At 71.6% G+C, this 18,011-nt stretch carries 15 protein-coding genes; 11 read left to right on the top strand and 4 right to left on the bottom strand.

Going from position 1 to position 18,011, the window contains the following annotated elements; all coding sequences use genetic code 11:
* Positions 1-42 precede the first annotated feature (42 nt).
* Positions 43-1,578 (top strand): ABC transporter permease, encoded by a 1,536-nt coding sequence (locus K415_RS0101175; RefSeq protein WP_024285294.1) that lies wholly within the window; start codon positions 43-45, stop codon positions 1,576-1,578.
* Positions 1,575-2,654 carry an ABC transporter permease gene (locus K415_RS0101170; protein WP_024285293.1) on the top strand — a complete coding sequence of 360 codons (1,080 nt, stop codon included), beginning with the start codon at positions 1,575-1,577 and terminating at the stop codon, positions 2,652-2,654. Before K415_RS0101175 ends, K415_RS0101170 begins: the two co-directional genes overlap by 4 nt.
* A 17-nt stretch (positions 2,655-2,671) precedes the next feature.
* Here the strand turns inward: K415_RS0101170 and K415_RS22375 are convergent, their stop codons facing one another.
* Positions 2,672-3,217 carry a PH domain-containing protein gene (locus K415_RS22375; protein WP_024285292.1) on the bottom strand — a complete coding sequence of 182 codons (546 nt, stop codon included), beginning with the start codon at positions 3,215-3,217 and terminating at the stop codon, positions 2,672-2,674.
* A gap of 88 nt (positions 3,218-3,305) precedes the next feature.
* Here K415_RS22375 and K415_RS0101160 point away from each other — a divergent pair, with 88 nt between their 5' ends.
* From K415_RS0101160 to K415_RS22370, 5 genes are all read left to right on the top strand, one after another.
* The gene (locus K415_RS0101160) at positions 3,306-5,099 is read left to right on the top strand and encodes an ABC transporter ATP-binding protein (RefSeq protein ID WP_024285291.1); all 1,794 of its coding nucleotides are present in this window, start codon (positions 3,306-3,308) and stop codon (positions 5,097-5,099) included.
* 153 nt (positions 5,100-5,252) lie between these two features.
* Positions 5,253-7,163: a translational GTPase TypA gene (gene typA, locus K415_RS0101155; protein WP_024285290.1), complete on the top strand. Its 1,911-nt coding sequence runs from the start codon at positions 5,253-5,255 to the stop codon at positions 7,161-7,163.
* A 55-nt stretch (positions 7,164-7,218) separates the two neighbouring features.
* The gene (locus K415_RS0101150) at positions 7,219-8,166 is read left to right on the top strand and encodes a PIG-L family deacetylase (RefSeq protein WP_024285289.1); all 948 of its coding nucleotides are present in this window, start codon (positions 7,219-7,221) and stop codon (positions 8,164-8,166) included.
* A gap of 57 nt (positions 8,167-8,223) precedes the next feature.
* Positions 8,224-8,595, top strand: a complete 372-nt coding sequence (locus K415_RS0101145; protein ID WP_024285288.1) for a hypothetical protein — start codon at positions 8,224-8,226, stop codon at positions 8,593-8,595.
* A 70-nt stretch (positions 8,596-8,665) separates the two neighbouring features.
* Positions 8,666-11,326, top strand: a complete 2,661-nt coding sequence (locus tag K415_RS22370) for a VanW family protein (protein WP_024285287.1) — start codon at positions 8,666-8,668, stop codon at positions 11,324-11,326.
* A gap of 27 nt (positions 11,327-11,353) precedes the next feature.
* Here K415_RS22370 and K415_RS0101135 read toward each other — a convergent pair whose 3' ends face one another.
* Positions 11,354-11,578: a hypothetical protein gene (locus tag K415_RS0101135; protein ID WP_024285286.1), complete on the bottom strand. Its 225-nt coding sequence runs from the start codon at positions 11,576-11,578 to the stop codon at positions 11,354-11,356.
* A 99-nt stretch (positions 11,579-11,677) separates the two neighbouring features.
* Between K415_RS0101135 and fdxA the strand changes: the two genes are divergently transcribed.
* The 3 genes from fdxA to K415_RS0101120 all read left to right on the top strand — a co-directional run bounded on the left by fdxA (position 11,678) and on the right by K415_RS0101120 (position 14,701).
* Entirely contained in the window at positions 11,678-12,004 is a 327-nt protein-coding gene (fdxA, locus tag K415_RS0101130; RefSeq protein ID WP_024285285.1) for a ferredoxin, read from the top strand.
* Positions 12,005-12,035: 31 nt separating this feature from the next.
* The gene (dapC, locus tag K415_RS0101125; RefSeq protein ID WP_024285284.1) at positions 12,036-13,163 is read left to right on the top strand and encodes a succinyldiaminopimelate transaminase; all 1,128 of its coding nucleotides are present in this window, start codon (positions 12,036-12,038) and stop codon (positions 13,161-13,163) included.
* Between the two features lie 233 nt (positions 13,164-13,396).
* Complete coding sequence (locus K415_RS0101120) at positions 13,397-14,701, top strand: citrate synthase (RefSeq protein WP_024285283.1); 1,305 nt, start codon at positions 13,397-13,399, stop codon at positions 14,699-14,701.
* Positions 14,702-14,710: 9 nt separating this feature from the next.
* On the opposite strand, the gene K415_RS0101115 is transcribed toward K415_RS0101120, so the two are convergent.
* Together K415_RS0101115 and dapD are read right to left on the bottom strand one after the other, a co-directional pair.
* Positions 14,711-15,604: a hypothetical protein gene (locus K415_RS0101115; RefSeq protein WP_231494794.1), complete on the bottom strand. Its 894-nt coding sequence runs from the start codon at positions 15,602-15,604 to the stop codon at positions 14,711-14,713.
* Positions 15,605-15,665: 61 nt separating this feature from the next.
* Positions 15,666-16,670, bottom strand: coding sequence for a 2,3,4,5-tetrahydropyridine-2,6-dicarboxylate N-succinyltransferase (gene dapD / locus K415_RS0101110; RefSeq protein ID WP_024285281.1), 1,005 nt, complete (start codon positions 16,668-16,670; stop codon positions 15,666-15,668).
* 161 nt (positions 16,671-16,831) lie between these two features.
* On the opposite strand from dapD, the gene dapE reads away from it, so the two are divergent.
* Positions 16,832-18,010 (top strand): succinyl-diaminopimelate desuccinylase, encoded by a 1,179-nt coding sequence (dapE, locus tag K415_RS0101105; RefSeq protein ID WP_369795159.1) that lies wholly within the window; start codon positions 16,832-16,834, stop codon positions 18,008-18,010.
* Position 18,011: the final 1 nt, after the last annotated feature.

Raw genomic sequence — 18,011 nt, 5'->3', positions numbered from 1 at the left:
GTGCGACCGGGGCCCCCAGTCCACTGCCTAAGAGGTCAAGCCATGCTCAACTTCGTCATCAGACGCTTCGCCTCGTCTGTTGCGGTACTGCTCGTCGCGACGTTCCTCATCTACGTCCTGGCCGACTTCGCGATGGACCCGCTCCAGGACCTGCGCGTCAGCACCGCCCCCAACAAGGCGGCCCTGATCGCCCAGCGCATCGCGGACCTGCAGCTCGACGTCCCCTCGCCCCTGCGCTACCTGGACTGGCTCCAGGGCGTCGGTGGGTGCCTCGTCGGTCAGTGCGACCTCGGCGAGGCGTGGCGGACCAACCAGGCCGTCAGCGCGGTGCTCGCCTCGGCCCTGATCGTGACGCTCAAGCTCGTCACGGTCGCCGTGATCACGGCCATGGCCCTCGGTGTGGCTGTCGGCGTCGTGAGCGCGCTGCGGCAGTACAGCGGCTTCGACTACGGCATCATCTTCCTGTCCTTCCTGCTGTACTCGCTGCCGACGTTCTGGGTCGCGGTGCTGCTCAAGCAGTGGGTGGCCATCGGGTTCAACGACTTCCTCGCCGATCCGAGCCTCAGCCCCTGGGTGATCCTTGCCATCGGTGCGGTGATCGGTGCGGTCTTCGCCGCCGCGATCGGTGGCGACCTGCGGCGACGGCTGACCACCTTCGGGATCGCCGCCGGGGCGAGCGGCGCGGTGGTCCTGTACATCTCGGCGACACAGTGGCTCAACGACCCCGGCTTCGGCCCCGTCGTGATCGCCGTCACCGGGGTCGGGATCGCCTACGCCGTGACGCTCGTGTCGACCGGTCTGCGCAACAAGCGCGCGCTGTACTCGGCGATCACGACCGCGCTGGTGGGGGCTGTGCTGTGGTTCCCGCTGCAGTTCCTCTTCCGCAGTGCGAGCTCGCCGATGATGGTCGGTCTCATGGTGCTCACCGTCGGCATCGGGATCGGGATCGGGCTGGCCTTCGGCGGCCCCGACCGTGGCCAGTCGGCACGGACGGCCGGCATCGTCGCCGTGCTCGTCGGACTCCTGATCTTCGCCGACCGCATCCTGCAGGCCTGGCGGCCGTACGCGGAGTCCTCCGTGATCAACGGGCGGCCGGTCCCGACGATCGGCTCGCAGACGCCCGGCCTGGCCGGCAGCTACTGGTCGGTGCAGCTGGACAGCCTGACGCACCTGATGCTGCCGACCATGGCGCTCATCCTGATCTCCTTCGCGAGCTACACCCGGTACTCGCGGGCGAGCATGCTCGAGGTGATGAACCAGGACTACGTGCGCACCGCGCGGGCCAAGGGCCTCACCGAACGCACCGTGATCATGCGGCACGCGTTCCGCAACTCGCTCATCCCGCTGGCCACGATCATCCCGCTGGACCTCGCGGCGCTCCTGGGTGGCGCGATCATCACCGAACGGATCTTCGGCTGGTCGGGCATGGGCACGCTGTTCCTCAAGTCCCTCAGCAACTCGGAGATCGACCCCCTGATGATCTATGTGCTGATCATCGGGTCGGTGACGGTCCTCGCCAACTTCGCGGCCGACCTGCTGTACGCGGCCCTCGACCCACGGATCCGGGTGAACGCATGAGCAACATCGAGTTGATGCTCCCGCCCGAGGGCGAGGACCGCCTGGAGAACGCGATCGAGCTCAAGGACGTCGAGGGCCTGTCCCAGGGCCAGGTCGTCTTCCGCCGGTTCGTCCGCCACAAGGGCGCGATGATCGGCATGGTCGTGCTGACGGCCATCGTCGTGCTGGCCACGACGTCGATCGGCTGGGGCCCGATCCCGGGCTGGTGGAAGGGCGGCGGATTCGGCGGTACGGGTCCCGTCGAGCTGCCCGGTGGCCACCCGACGCTTCAGCTGTGGGGCGAGAACGGTTTCTCCCTGGGCAACTTCCCGTTCGGCCAGGACGAGCTCGGCCGCGACATGTTCGCGCAGACGATGCGCGGGACCCAGCAGTCCCTCATGGTGATGGTCGTCATCGGGCTCATCTCGACGATCATCGGCATCTGCATCGGCGCGGTCGCCGGCTTCTTCCGGGGCCGCACCGACCAGCTGCTCATGCGCCTCACCGATGTCTTCCTGGTGCTGCCGACGATCGTCATCGGCGCGGTACTCGGCAGGCTGGTCGGCGCGGTCAGCGCCTTCCTGCTGGCCTTCACCCTGGGCCTGATCTCCTGGACGGGTCTGGCCCGGCTGGTCCGTGGCGACTTCCTGGCCCTGCGCGAGCGGGAGTTCGTCGACGCCGCGCGGGTCGCCGGCGCGTCCAACGTGCGGATCATCTTCAAGCACATGATCCCCAACGCCATGGGCGTGATCATCGTCAACACGACCCTGCTGATGAGCGCGGCGATCCTGCTCGAGACCGCGCTGAGCTACCTCGGCTTCGGCATCGTGTTCCCGGACATCTCGCTCGGTCAGCTGATCAACCTCTACCAGACGTCGTTCAGCACCCGGCCGTGGTTGTTCTGGTGGCCGGGCATGCTCATCGTCACGATCGCCCTGAGCATCAACTTCATCGGGGACGGTCTGCGCGACGCGTTCGACCCCCGTCAGCGGCGCATCCCGACCGCGCGCAGCCTCAAGCGCACGGCGCGTCGCGACGCACGGGCGCTCCGGTCGACGCAGATCGGCACCGTCGACGCCTCGGGTGTGAAGCGCTGATGGCTGCTGGTGTCAGGTCAGGGTGCCGGGACGGCGAGAGCCAGTGCGCTGAGCACGACGAGCGCGGCCAGCGCCACCAGGGTGCGCACGTGGGTGCGCACCTGGACCGGAGCCCCCTCCGGTCTGACCTCGTCGAGGTAGCCCGCCGCGGTCAGCCGGTCGCGGCGCGCCTCGACGGCGCCGACAGCCTCGCCCGACAGCCCGACCCGGTCGCCACCCGCGGCACCCGGCGCGGGCGCGGCGAACGCGGAGAAGGTCCGACCGTCGGTGGTGCGGACCGTCAGCGCCCACCGGGCGCTGACGTCGTCGAGGGCCGGCCACGGGACGTGCACGGTGCGCCACGGGTTCACCAGCAGCACGCCACCGTCGGACACCTCGACGAGCGGACGCCACAGGACGGTCCACGTCAGCAGCGCGAGCCCGCCGCACGGCCCCGCCACGCGCAGGGCCGCCACCGGGCCGGCGTCGATCGCCACGATGCCCAGCGTGAGCAGGCAGCACAGCGCGACCAGGGCGGCCAGCACACGGCTGAAGGTCGGACGGATCGTCTGGCTGGGTCCCATGCAGGGATTCTCGCAGTGCCGACGTCCTCGGCCCGTACGGCGGGCCATGTCGCCCGGCCGTCCACGATCGGAAGGAACGTGATCTTCGGTGACCAGTGAGACGGTGGCCACGACGACGGCGCGCACGGGCGAGCCGATCCTCGAGGTCCAGGCCCTCGGGGTCGAGTTCTGGGTCGACGGCGTGTGGTACCCCGCCGCGATCGACATGAGCTACGAGGTGTACCCCGGCGAGGTCGTCGCGATCGTCGGTGAGTCCGGCTCGGGCAAGACGCAGTCGTCGATGTCCCTGATCGGTCTGCTGCCGCCCAACGGTCGGGCCACCGGCAGCGCCAAGCTCGACGGCCGCGAGCTCATCGGTCTGAGCCACTCGAAGCTGCGGCACGTGCGCGGCAACGACGTCGCGGTGATCTTCCAGGAGCCGATGACGGCTCTGAACCCGGTCTACACGGTCGGCTTCCAGATCGTCGAGACCCTGCGCAGCCACCTCACCGTTGGCCCGAAGGAAGCGCGTGCCCGGGCGATCGAGCTGCTGCGCCTGGTGGAGATCCCCGAGCCCGAGAAGTCGGTCGACAAGTATCCGCACCAGCTCTCCGGTGGCCAGCGGCAGCGCGCGATGATCGCGCAGGCGCTCGCCCTCGACCCGAAGCTGCTGATCGCCGACGAGCCCACCACGGCCCTCGACGTGACGGTCCAGGCGGAGATCCTCAAGCTCATGCGGGACCTGCGGCACCGGATCGACTCCGGCATCATCCTGATCACCCATGACATGGGTGTCGTCGCCGACATGGCCGACCGGATCCTGGTCATGAAGGACGGCCGGGTCGTCGAGACCGGCGATGCCGAGCAGATCTTCGGGCGCCCGGAGCACCCGTACACCCGCGAGCTGCTCGCCGCCGTCCCGCACCTCGGTGCGCACACGGCCAAGGAGTCGGTCGAGGCGAAGGCGCACGCCGTCGCCCTGAGCGCGGGCACCCCGGTGCTCGAGGCCCGCGGCCTGGTCGTCGAGTACCCCAAGCGTGGGCGGATCCCGGCGTTCCGGGCCGTCGACGGCATCGACCTGAGCATCAACGCCGGCGAGGTCGTCGGACTGGTGGGGGAGTCGGGCTCCGGCAAGACGACCGTCGGACGGGCCATCGTCGGTCTGCTGCCGGCCGTCGGAGGAACCCTCGACGTCGCCGGTCACAGCATGGTGGGCATCTCACACAAGGAGCTGCGGGAGGTCCGTCAGCACGTGTCGATCGTGTTCCAGGACCCGGGTTCGTCGCTCAACCCGCGGCTGCCGATCGGCGAGTCCATCGGCGAACCCCTCCGGCTGCACAAGGTCGCCAAGGGCGCCGAGCTGCAGCGCCGGATCGAGGCGCTCCTCGACCAGGTGCACCTGCCACGCTCGATGCGCAACCGGTACCCGCACGAGCTGTCCGGCGGGCAGCGGCAGCGGGTCGGGATTGCGCGGGCGCTCGCCCTGAGCCCCAAGGTGCTGGTGGCGGACGAGCCGACGTCGGCGCTCGACGTCTCGGTGCAGGCGCGCGTGCTCGAGCTCTTCCTGGAGCTCCAGCGCGAGCACGGCTTCGCCTGCCTGTTCATCAGCCACGACCTCGCGGTCGTCGAGCTGCTCGCGAGCCGGATCGCCGTCATGCACCAGGGCAAGCTCGTCGAGTTCGGCTCCCGCGAGCAGGTCCTGACCGACCCGCAGGACGACTACACCAAGCGGCTGCTCGCTGCCGTGCCGGTGCCCGACCCGGCGGAGCAGCGGGTGCGCCGCGAGGCTCGCGACCGCATCCTCGAGGACGAGGCGATCAAGGCCGGCGTGCACCGGGCGCCCTCCGAGAGCTCGTACGTCGAGATCGAGGAAGAAGACCAGGGCTTCGGACCGCCTCGCTAGTCCAGCCGGTCCGTCGTCGCAGGTCAGGCACCCTTCCGGGTCACCCGGAGGGGTGCCTGACGGTGCTGGGGGGCAGCCGCGGCCAGTTGCCGGTAGAATCGGACGGCGCCTCATGATGCGGCGCGCTCCCCACCTTCTGAGATGAGTACCCGCATGCCTGTGCGCTCCGACCTGCGCAACGTCGCGATCGTCGCCCACGTCGACCACGGCAAGACCACCCTGGTGGACGCCATGCTGTGGCAGTCCGGTTCCTTCGGTGCGCACGCGCACGTGGATGTGCGGGCCATGGACTCGGGCGACCTGGAGCGTGAGAAGGGCATCACGATCCTGGCCAAGAACACGGCCATCAGGTACCGGGGCCCGGCTGCTGCCGCGGCCGGTCAGCCGGACGGGGTCACGATCAACGTCATCGACACCCCGGGGCACGCCGACTTCGGTGGCGAGGTCGAGCGCGGCCTGTCCATGGTCGACGGTGTCGTGCTCCTGGTCGACGCGAGCGAGGGTCCGCTGCCCCAGACCCGCTTCGTGCTGCGCAAGGCCCTCGAGGCCAAGCTGCCGGTGATCCTGCTCGTGAACAAGGTCGACCGGCCGGACTCGCGCATCTCGGAGGTCGTGGCGGAGTCCACCGACCTGCTGCTCGGCCTGGCCAGCGACCTGCACGACGACGTCCCCGACCTCGACCTGGACGCGATCCTCGACGTCCCCGTGGTGTACGCCGCAGCCAAGGCCGGTCGCGCGTCACGGACCCAGCCCGCCGACGGCACCATGCCCGACAGCCCCGACCTCGAGCCGCTGTTCGCGATGATCCTCGAGAAGATCCCGGCACCGTCCTACGAGGAGGGTGCCCCGCTGCAGGCGCACGTCACCAACCTCGACGCCTCGCCGTTCCTCGGCCGCCTCGCCCTCCTCCGCGTCTTCAACGGGACGATCCGCAAGGGTCAGCAGGTCGCCTGGGCCCGGGCCGACGGGACGCTGCAGACCGTCAAGATCACCGAGCTGCTCACGACCAAGGCGCTCGAGCGGGTCCCGACCGACCAGGCCGGCCCCGGTGACATCGTGGCTGTCGCAGGCATCGCGGACATCACCATCGGCGAGACGCTCACCGACATCGACGACCCGCGCCCGCTGCCGCTGATCAAGGTCGACGACCCCGCGATCTCCATGACGATCGGGATCAACACCGCGCCGCTGGCCGGCAAGGGCGGCAAGAACCACAAGGTCACCGCCCGTCAGGTCAAGGACCGTCTCGACAGCGAGCTGGTCGGCAACGTGTCGCTCCGCGTGCTGCCGACCGAGCGTCCCGACGCGTGGGAGGTCCAGGGCCGCGGTGAGCTCGCACTCGCCATCCTCGTCGAGCAGATGCGCCGCGAGGGCTTCGAGCTGACGGTGGGCAAGCCCCAGGTGGTCACCAGGGTCATCGACGGCAAGATCAACGAGCCGATGGAGCACATGACCATCGACGTGCCGGAGGAGTACCTCGGAGCGGTCACCCAGCTGCTGGCCCAGCGCAAGGGCCGGATGGAGACGATGTCGAACCACGGCACCGGCTGGGTCCGGATGGAGTTCGTCGTGCCGGCACGCGGGCTGATCGGCTTCCGCACCCAGTTCCTCACGGACACCCGCGGCACCGGGATCGCCTCGTCGATCGCGCACGGCTACGAGCCGTGGGTCGGCGCGATCGAGACCCGCACCAACGGCTCGCTCGTCGCGGACCGCCCGGGCAAGGTCACCCCCTTCGCCATGGTCAACCTGCAGGAGCGCGGGTCGTTCTTCGTCGACCCCACGCAGGAGGTCTACGAGGGCATGATCGTCGGCGAGAACTCGCGTAACGAGGACATGGACGTCAACATCACCAAGGAGAAGAAGCTCACGAACATGCGCGCCGCCGCCAGCGACACGTTCGAGAACCTCACTCCGCCGCGTCACCTGACGCTCGAGGAGTCCCTCGAGTTCGCCCGGGAGGACGAGTGCGTCGAGGTCACGCCGGACGTCGTCCGCCTGCGCAAGGTGGTCCTCGACCAGACCGACCGTGGCCGCCTCACGGCGCGCGCCAAGCGCGCCTGACGTCGCTGAGGTGCCCACCGGTGACGGTGGACACCCTGACCTGACGGGAGGGCCGTTGCCGGCTGAGGGATGCCTGCTTGCCGTCCACGCCCACCCCGACGACGAGACCCTGAGCACCGGGGCGCTGCTGGCGACCTGGTCGCAGGCCGGTCGGCCGGTGACTGTCGTCACGTGCACCCGCGGTGAGCGGGGCGAGGTCATCGGCGACGAGCTCGCCCACCTGGAGGGCGACGGGCCCGCACTCGCGGCGCACCGCGAGGGCGAGCTGGCCGACGCCTTGCGCGCCCTGGGGGTGAGCGACCACCTGTTCCTCGACCAGGTGGCGTCGTCCGACGTCGAGACGTCAGCGGCCCGGTACACGGACTCGGGCATGGCCTGGGCGGGCGTCGGTCGTGCTGGCCCGGCCGCTGCGCTGCCGGCCGGGGCCTTCGTCGCAGCCGACCTCGACGCCGCCGCGGTGCGGCTCGCCGCGGTGATCCGCGACCGGCGGCCCGATGTCGTCGTGGGGTACGAACCCGGTGGTGGCTACGGTCACCCGGACCACATCACGGCCCACCGCGTGGTGCAGCGCGCGGTCGTGCTCGCCGAGCTCGGCGAGCTCGCAGGCGCCGAGCCGTTCCGGGTCCCCGTCGTGCTCTGGGCCGTCCTCGACGCACAGCTCCTCCGGGCCGGTTACGCGGCCCTGGCTCCCCTTGCGCACGACCGTCTCGTCGGGCCCGACCCCACCGGCCCCCTGCCGGCCGGCGCGGTCGAGCCCGAGGTCGTCGACGTGCGCGTCGACGTCCGGCCGGTGGTCGATCGGGTGCTCGGTGCGCTGCGCGCCCACCGGACACAGGTCCATGCGGTTCGCGCGCACGGTGCCGGCCCGCTGCTCGGCAGTCTCGCGCTGAGCAACGACGTCCTAGCTCCGCTCCTGGCCGTGGAGACGTACCGGTACGCGGTGGGCCGCGAGCACGGGCCGGTCAGCTGGCCGGTGGGTGTGGCCGCGCGCGAGGGGTCCTGACCTGCGTCCCTGGGCGGTCCCGGCCGCCGTCCACGGCGACTGTGTAGCCTTGCGGCCGTGGAGATGCTGACCGGGCGCGTGCTCGCCCGCTGTACCGGAGCCGTCCTGGTGGGCGCCGTCATCGGGCTCGTGGGGACCGGCATCCATCGGTCGGCACAGCCGTTCGGCCTGGGCCTGGCGCTGCTGATCGTCCTCGTCGCGGCGGTGCTCGCTCGGGCCTGGGCGGGTTGGCTCGGGATGCTGTCCCTCGGCCTCGGCCTGGTGACCGTCATCGGCCTGCTCGGTCTGCGTGGACCCGGTGGCGACGTCCTGATCGCGGCGCAACCCATCGGGTACGCCTGGTACGCCAGCGCGTTGGTGATCGGGCTGGCCCGCCTGGCGCCGGCAGGATGGTTCAGCGAACGACCCGTCGGCGGCGCGCCCGAGTGACAGACGGCAGACATAGAATCGCGCGGGCGGGCGTCGGGCTCGCCGAGATGTGCAGGGGAGAACAGAGCCGATGACCGACGGACGACAGAACGACGTCGTTGACGACGACGCCCAGGTCGCTCCGCGCGAGGCCGGGACGGTCGAGAACCGACCCGACGAGGCCGTGGCTGACGACGCCGCGACTGACGGGGTCGTCGAGGTACCGACTGAGGCGGTGGGCCAGGAGCACGAGGACGCGCCGGCGCCAGACGTCGCGCGGGACTCGTCCGAGGATGGCGTGCCCGCGGCCGCCGAACCCGCTGTCGTGCCCACGGGAGCGAACGAGCCGGAGGTCTCGACCGAGCCGGCGGCGGCGCCCGAACCCACGCCCGCGGCCGAGCCCGAGTCGGCACCGGAGCCCGAGGCGATCGCCGCATCGGAGCCCGAGCCCGAGCACGCGGCGCAGCCGGAAGCTGCGGCCGCACCGGAGTCGGAGTCGGCACCGGAGCCCGTACCCGAGCCGGAGGCCGCACCGGAGCCCGTACCCGAGCTGGAAGCTGCACCGGAGCCGGAGCCGGAGCCGGAGCCCGCGCCCGCACCCGTGCCCGCGCCGGAGCTCGCGCCCGCACCCGTGCCCGCGCCGGAGCTCGCGCCCGAGCCCACGCCCGCACCCGAGCCGACACCCGCGCCCGCGGCCGCTGACGCCTTCGAGCCTGACGGTGCGACCGACCGGTGGAGCCCGCGGCCGTGGGACGCGCCGACCATGGTCATGCCCCCGATCGCTCCTGCACCCACCCCGGCTGTCGGGTCCCCGGCCGCGACGCCACCTCCACCCCCGCCGGTGCGGATCTCGCCCTTCGACCGCTCAGAGCTCTCCGACCGCACCGAGCTCCCGCCGGCCGACCCGTCGTCACAGTCGTCACCACCGCCTCCGGTCACCGCCGTCGCTGCCGCTGTGGGTGCGGTCGCCTCGGGCACGACCCGGACACCGGACCGCACCCGCACGCCGGAGCCGGACCAGGACCGGCACGACGACTCGCCGATGGACGTCTTCCCCAACGAGCACCGTCGTCGGCGGTGGCCGAGGGTCGTCGGTCTGTTCGCGGCGCTCGTCGTGGTCCTCGGTGGGCTCTACGTCGGAGCGCTGTGGCTCTGGTCCGACCGCGTGCCCCCGGGTGCGACGGTCGCGGGCGTCGAGATCGGCGGCCTGGCGTCGAACGAGGCCGTCGCCCTTCTGGACGACTCCCTGGCTGCGGCGTCGACGGAGCCGATCGCGGTCGCGGCCGGGGACAAGCGCACGGAGCTCGACCCGGTCGCCGCTGGCCTCGCCCTGGACGCCCAGGCGACGGTCGACGGGCTCACCGGCTTCGGCCTCGAGCCGAGCCGGCTGTGGCACCAGCTCTTCGGGACCGGCATCGTCCAGCCCGTCAGCGACATCGACGAGGCCGCTCTCGAGGTGGTCGTCGGCGAGGTCGCCGACGCCCTGGTGACGGAGCCGATCGACGGCACCGTGGTCTTCGTCGACGGTCAGGCCCAGGGCACGGAGGCGGTCGACGGCGCAGCTGTCGACCCCGAGGTCGCGGTCGGACGCATCACTGCGGGCTGGCTGACGGCGCCCCGGCCGATCGAGCTGCCCACGACGGTCACCCCGCCGACCATCACGCAGGCGGAGGTCGAGCGGGCCATCGACGAGGTGGGTCGTCCGCTGGCCGGCGCGCCGGTGAGCGTGGCCGTCGCCGACCAGATCGCCGAGCTGCCGGCCGATGTGGTCGCGTCGGCTGCGTCCTTCGTGCCCGACGAGGGCACCCTCGTGCTCCAGCTCGACGGTGCCCTGCTGGTCGAGGCGGTGACCGCCCGCACGACCAACCTCCTCACGTCCCCGTCGGATGCGTCGTTCGCCTTCGAGAACGGCGCCCCGGTGATCGTTCCCGGCATCCCGGGCACAACCCTCGACCCGGACGCCCTGGCGGCGGCGGTCGCAGTCGCGGCGACGGGTAGCGACCGCACGGCGCGGGTCGAGCTCGTCGAGACCGACCCGGCGGAGTCGACGGCCGAGCTCGAGGCGCTCGGCGTCACGCAGATCGTCTCGGAGTTCTCGACCCCGCTGAACAGCGAGCCGAAGCGCACAGGGAACATCGCCAACGGGGCGAGCATCATCAGCGGCACGCTGATCCGGCCCGGCGAGACCTTCAGCCTCACCGAGGCGCTGGGACCGATCGACGCCGCGCACGGGTTCGTCCAGGCCGGCGCGATCGTCAGCGGTGAGCACACCGACGCGTGGGGCGGTGGCCTGTCCCAGCTGTCGACGACCACGTACAACGCCGCGTACCTCGCCGGCTTCGAGGACGTCGAGCACCACCCGCACAGCGAGTGGTTCTCGCGGTACCCCGAGGGGCGCGAGGCGACGATCTTCACCGGCGTGCTCGACATGCAGTGGAAGAACAACACTCCCTACGGCGCGCTCGTGCAGTCCTGGGTCGAGGGGGGCCGGGTGTACGTGCGGATCTGGGGGACGCCGCACTGGACCGTGGAGTCGACCACCAGTGGGCGCTCGAACGTCGTCGCACCGACGACCGTCTACTCCCAGTCACCCACCTGCGAGCCGCAGTCGGCCGGCAACCAGGGCTTCACCGTGACCGTGACGCGTCGGGTGCTCCTGCAGGGGGTCGAGCAGGACACGGAGTCCTGGACGGTGCGCTACAAGCCGCAGAACACAGTGGTCTGCGGCCCGGCTCCGACCCCGGCCGGCTGAGCCCCTCGCGTCCCTCGCCGGCGTCGCTCAGGTCTCTCGGCGGCGCCGCCGGGGGACAGCCGGCGGCACGATCTTGCCCACCGCGATCTCGGCCGCGTCGACGGTGACCTCGCCGCGCCGGGTCAGGAGCCGTACCCCGTCCGGACCGGTGACCAGGACCTCACCCAAGACGTCCGAGTACCCGCCCTCCGGCAGGTGTCGGCGCACCACGACGCGGACCCCGACGGGCCAGGCCTGCCACGGGCCGCTCACTGCGGGCCGTCCGACGCGTATCGACTCACGTGGGGGATACTAGGTCCGGTGCGCCGGACGGCGCTGACTGCGCTCTCGGCATCCTTGGAGGGACCGCCCGTGACCTATGTGATCGCTCAGCCCTGCGTCGACGTCAAGGACAAGGCCTGCATCGAGGAGTGTCCGGTCGACTGCATCTACGAGGGCAAGCGCTCGCTGTACATCCACCCCGACGAGTGCGTCGACTGCGGGGCGTGCGAGCCGGTGTGCCCCGTCGAGGCGATCTACTACGAGGACGACGTCCCCGAGCAGTGGAGCGAGTACTACAAGGCCAACGTGGAGTTCTTCGACGTGCTGGGCTCGCCGGGCGGTGCCGCCAAGCTCGGCGAGATCGACTACGACCACCCGATCGTCGCGGCCCTGCCGCCGCAGACCGGCACGACGTGACGGTGACCCGTCCGCGTGGTACGCACTAGCGATGGGCCTCCTGACCGGTAGCCTGCCGGACTTCCCCTGGGACACCCTCGTCCCGTACGCCGACCGTGCCCGCATGCACCCGGACGGGATCGTCGACCTCTCGGTCGGCACGCCGGTCGACCCGACGCCCTCCCTGGTCCGCGAGGCGCTCGCCGCCGCGGCCGATGCGCCCGGCTACCCGACCACGCAGGGCACCGCCGAGCTGCGTGCGGCGGTGGTCGCGTGGTTCGCCCGGCGTCGCGGGGTCGCGGGTCTCACCCCGACGGCCGTGCTGCCGACCATCGGCTCCAAGGAGCTCGTCGCGTGGTTGCCGTCCGTGCTGGGACTCGGCCACGGCGACGTCGTCGTGCACCCTGAGGCGGCCTACCCCACCTACGACGTCGGCGCCCGACTGGCCGGGGCCTCGGCGCTGCCGGCGGACGACGTCGCAGCATGGTCCGGGCGGGACGACGTCCGGCTGGTCTGGGTGAACTCGCCGTCGAACCCGACCGGGCAGGTCCTCGGGGTCGACGAGCTGCGCGGTGTGGTCGAGGCCGCGCGACGGATCGGCGCCGTCGTCGCGAGCGACGAGTGCTACGCCCTGCTGGCGTGGGACGAGCCGTGGGCGAGCGGCGGCGTGCCGAGCATCCTCGACCCGCGGGTCTGCGGTGGCCGGCACGACGGCCTGCTCGCCGTGCACTCGCTGTCCAAGCAGTCGAACCTCGCGGGGTACCGTGCGGCCTTCGTCGCGGGCGACCAGGATCTCGTCCATCGGCTGCTCGAGGTCCGCAAGCACGCCGGGATGATGGTGCCCGGGCCGGTGCAGGCGGCGATGGCCGTCGCGCTGGCCGACGACGCCCACGTCGACGCCCAGCGCGAGCGGTACCGCAGACGGCGGCGGGTGCTCGTCGAGGCGTTCGAGGTGGCGGGGCTCGAGATCGACGCGTCGCCGGCCGGGCTGTACCTGTGGGTTCGGGCGGCAGGCGCCGGGCAGGACTGCTGGCAGACGGTCGCCGACCTGGCCGACCTCGGCATCCTCGTGGCACCGGGCTCGTTCTACGGGCCCGCCGGCGCCCGCCACGTGCGGGTCGCGCTGACGGCGTCGGACGAGACGGTCGTGCGCGCAGCGGCCCGGCTGACCGGCGCCTGAAACTGTCGTCGGCGGCCGCAAAGTCTGCTTTACTTGGCCTTGACCTGAGCATGGCCAGGACCCAACCGGCCCCTGTGTGACACGGATCACGTCACAGTCGGGACGTTCTACCCATGCTCGATTGTGCTCCCAGCCCTGCCCGCAGGTACCGTCATCGTGGCCGACGACGCCCACGCAGCACGTCTGGACCCCGCCATCTCACCACCGGTGCCGAGGGTCCGCGAGGAGGAACCATGACTGACATCGCGACCGCTATCGCACCTGTCTCGCTGACCGTGGGTGACCACGAGATGCGCCTACCCGTGGTGAAGGCTTCAGTCGGCAACGACGGAGTCGTGGTCTCGTCGTTGCTCAAGGAGACGGGCCTGGTCACCGTCGACCCCGGTTTCATGAACACCGCCTCGTGCGAGTCGGAGATCACCTACATCGACGGCGACAAGGGTGTCCTGCTCTACCGCGGCTACCCGATCGAGCAGCTCGCCGCGAAGTCCTCGTTCCTCGAGGTGTCCTACCTGCTCACGCACGGCGAGCTGCCGACATCCGACCAGCTCTCCTCGTGGATCGAGCGCGTCGAGCGGCACACGCACCTGCATGACAACTTCAAGGCCCTGATCGGTGCCTTCCCGACCAACGCGCACCCGATGGCCGTCCTGTCCAGCGCGGTCTCGGCGCTGCCCGGCTACTACCCGGAGGCCGCCGACCCGTTCGACCCGGCGACCGTCGAGCTCGCGACCGTGCTGCTGCTGGCCAAGGCTCCGACGATCGCGGCCTATGCCTACCGTCGTTCGGTCGGCCAGCAGATGATCGGCCCGGACCGTGGTCGCGGGTACGTCGCCGACTTCCTGCGGATGGCGTTCCAGCCCAACGGTGCGTACTACGACGTCGACCCGACGACGGCCAAGGCCCTGGACCTGCTGCTCCTGCTGCACGCCGATCACGAGCAGAACTGCTCGACGTCGACGGTGCGCATCGTCGGGTCGAGCCACGCCAACCTGTTCGCCTCCGTCTCGGCCGGCGTCAACGCGCTGTCCGGGCCGCTGCACGGGGGAGCGAACGAGGCAGTGCTCCAGATGCTCGACGAGATCAAGGCCGACGGGGGCGACGCCACCGACTTCATGCGGCGGGTCAAGGCCAAGGAGGACGGTGTGCGCCTGATGGGCTTCGGGCACCGGGTCTACAAGAACTACGACCCGCGGGCCGCGATCGTCAAGCGGGCAGCCGACGAGGTCCTGTCCCAGCTGGGCAAGCGGGACGAGATGCTCGACATCGCCATGCGCCTGGAGGAGATCGCCCTCAGCGACGACTACTTCATCGAGCGCAAGCTCTACCCCAACGTCGACTTCTACACCGGCCTGCTCTACAAGGCGATGGGCTTCCCGACGAACATGTTCACGCCGATCTTCGCCGTCGGCCGGATGCCCGGCTGGATCGCCCAGTGGCGCGAGATGATGCTCGACCCGGCGACCAAGATCGGCCGCCCCCGGCAGATCTACACCGGCCCGACGGTGCGGGACTACCCCGAGCCCCTCGCACGCTGAGGTCGGCGGTCAACCGGCGACGGTGATCCGCACCTGACCCGCGGGGACGGGCTCACCCTCGTTGCGCACCCACGCGCCCTCGCTGCGGTCCCAGGTCCGGTCCGTGTGCTGGACGCGCGTGATCTCCAGCGGTGATGCGACCGACACGGCCCAGTGCGCCACGGCCCACCCGAGCCGCTCGCCGTCCTCCGGTGAGCCCGCCATCGACGTCGCGTCCACCTCGACGACCCCGTCGGCGTCGACGACGGTGGTGAGCCCGCCGAAGTCCCGCGCGACCCGGGCGACCACGCTCTGCGGGTCGCCGGCGGCGTCCGGCTCGTCGAGCGTGCACGTGATCGAACCTGCGGTGTAGCCGTACATCGCCGACGCCCAGGCCCGGGAGCTGGCCTCGTGCTGGGCGTACGCGTCCGGGTAGCCCGAGTGCTGGACAGCCTGGGCGGCCTCCGTGACGGGCAGCTCCTGATAGCCGTCGACCCGCACCAGTGCGTCGTAGAACGCGTTGGTCGAGTACACCGGGTCCATGATCTGCTCGACCGAGCCCCAGCCCTGCGACGGGCGCTGCTGGAAGATGCCGATCGAGTCCCGGTCGCCGTGGTCGACGTTGCGCAGCTTCGACTCCTGCAGGCCGGTCGCCAGCGCGATGGTGGTCGCCCGGGCCGGCAGCCCGCGCTGGAGGCTCGTCGCCGAGAGCAGGGCTGCGGTGTCGGCCTGGTCCGGGTCCAGGTACCACGACGTGCCGTCCGAGAGCGCCGCGCACCGCACGACCAGCGGCACGGCATCCAGGTGCCGCAGGTACGCGGCGACCCCTACCGCAGCGCCGGTGACTGCGGTGGCGAACACGGCCGTCCCGGCGACGGCGCGCACGACGGCCCGGCGGCGTCGGGCAGCGGGTGTCAGTGGCATCGGTGGCTCTCGGGTCAGGGGTGCAGGTGTCGGTCGGTCACTGTGAGCACTGTGAGCACTGTCAGTTCGTGTGCAGCTCGGGATTGAGGTCGATGCCGACACCGGTCCGGCGCAGCACCTCGACCGCACCGGAGACGGAGTTGCGGCGGAACAGCAGCCCGTTGCGCCCGGTCAGCTCACGGGCCTTGACGACGCGTGGCCCCGGCGCGCCAGGGTCGGCAGGCAGGTCGTCGAGCACGTCGTCGTCGACGACTGTCACCTTGGTGCCGGCCGTGACGTACAGGCCCGCCTCGACCACGCAGTCGTCACCGAGCGGGATGCCGAGGCCCGAGTTCGCCCCGAGGAGCGACCGGCGACCGAGGGCGTTCGTCTCGCGGCCGCCGCCGGACAGGGTGCCCATCATCGATGCGCCGCCGCCGATGTCGCTGCCGTCCCCGACGACGACCCCGGCCGAGATCCTGCCCTCGACCATGGAGACGCCGAGCGTGCCGGCGTTGAAGTTGACGAAGCCCTCGTGCATGACCGTCGTGCCCTCAGCCAGGTGCGCCCCGAGCCGGACCCGGTCGGCGTCCGCGATCCGGACGCCGCTGGGCAGCACGTAGTCGACCATCCGCGGGAACCTGTCGACCCCGTAGACGGTGGGCGCGGTGCCGTGCGCGGCGCGCATCCGCAGCCGGGTGTCCTCGAAGTTCTCCGGGGCGCACGGCCCGCGGTCGGTCCACACCACGTTCGGCAGCACGGCGAAGATGCCGTCGAGGTTCTGCCCGTGCGGCGGGACGAGCCGGTGGGACAGCAGGTGCAGGCGGAGGTAGGCGTCGGCCGTGCCGGACGGCGGGGCGTCGAGGTCGATCTGCGTCGTCACCACGACGGTGCGTACCTGGCGGGCGTCGTCCGTGGTCGTGATGGCCTCGAGCCGGGCGAGCAGCGCTGTCGACGCGTCGTCGTCCGTCGTCGGGCCGAGGGCTGGCTTCGGGTACCAGACGTCGAGCACCTGGTCGGCGCCGATCGGACCGCGGCCGGTGAGCACGGTGGCAAGGCCGTGCCCCCAGGCGATGCGTTGTGTCATGGCCGCAATCCTAGATGTCGGCCCCCGCGCGTCCTGCTCTGCGAGACGCGCGTCGCGCACGGTGTGCAGACGGCTGATCTGCCCGCGAGGGCCGCGAGGGCCGCGTGGGCACACCTGTGGTCTGCCCGGAGGGCCGGGCCCGCGCAGTAGTGTCGGGGGCTGTGACTGCGACCCCACCGGCCCGGCCGGCCCTGCCACCCACTCCGGCCGACGGCCTGGTGCTCGACCTGCACGGTGACCTCGTGGCGTTGACCCGCGTCCTGTGCGACACCCCGTCGGTCAGTGGTGCGGAGCGCGTGCTGGCCGACGCCGTCGAGAGCGCCCTGCGCGGGCTGCCCCACCTGGAGGTCCTGCGCGACGGCGACGCCGTCGTGGCCAGGACCCGGCTCGGACGTGCCGAGCGGGTCGTCGTCGCCGGCCACCTCGACACCGTCCCGGTCGCCGGCAACCTGCCGACCGAGCTCCGCCCCGCGTCCGGTGCGCCCGGTGCGCCCGGTGCGCCCGGTGGGGACGGGTCGGCGGGAGCCGAGCTGTGGGGCCGGGGCACTGTCGACATGAAGGCCGGTGTCGCCGTCCAGCTCGCGCTGGCCGCCGCCGTCACCGAGCCGACCCGCGACGTGACCTGGGTCTTCTACGACCATGAGGAGGTCGATGCCGCGCTCAACGGCCTCGGGCGCCTGGTCGCCCACCATCCCGACTGGGTCAGTGGCGACTTCGCCGTCCTGTGCGAGCCGACCGCGGGTGCGATCGAGGGTGGCTGCAACGGCACGCTGCGCGCCGAGGTCCTGGTCACGGGGAAGGCCGCGCACTCGGGCCGGGCCTGGCTCGGGGTCAACGCGGTGCACGACGCGGCTCCGGTCCTGGCCCGGCTGGCCGCCTACTCCCCGCGGACGGTCGAGGTGGACGGGCTGGTCTACCGCGAGGGCCTCAACGCCGTCGCGATCCGGGGTGGGATCGCCGGCAACGTCATCCCCGACGAGTGCGTCGTCACGGTGAACTACCGGTTCGCGCCGGAGCTGTCCCTCGATGAGGCGCAGGCGCACGTCCGCGAGGTCTTCGAGGGCTACCAGGTCACCGTGATGGACGGCGCGGCCGGCGCACGGCCGGGCCTGAACCACCCGGCGGCGGTCCGATTCGTCGAGGCGGTCGCCGGGCTGACCGGGCGTCCACCGGCCGCGAAGGAGGGCTGGACCGACGTCGCACGCTTCACGGCGCTCGGCGTGCCGGCCGTCAACTTCGGCCCCGGCGACCCCACGCTGGCGCACGCGGACGACGAGCGCTGCCCCGTCGACCAGATCCACACCTGCTTCGCCGGCCTCCGCGCCTGGCTGACCTCCTAGA

Source organism: Cellulomonas sp. KRMCY2 (genome assembly GCF_000526515.1).
Lineage (GTDB): Bacteria > Actinomycetota > Actinomycetes > Actinomycetales > Cellulomonadaceae > Actinotalea.
This window is presented reverse-complemented; position numbering and strand designations above follow the sequence as displayed.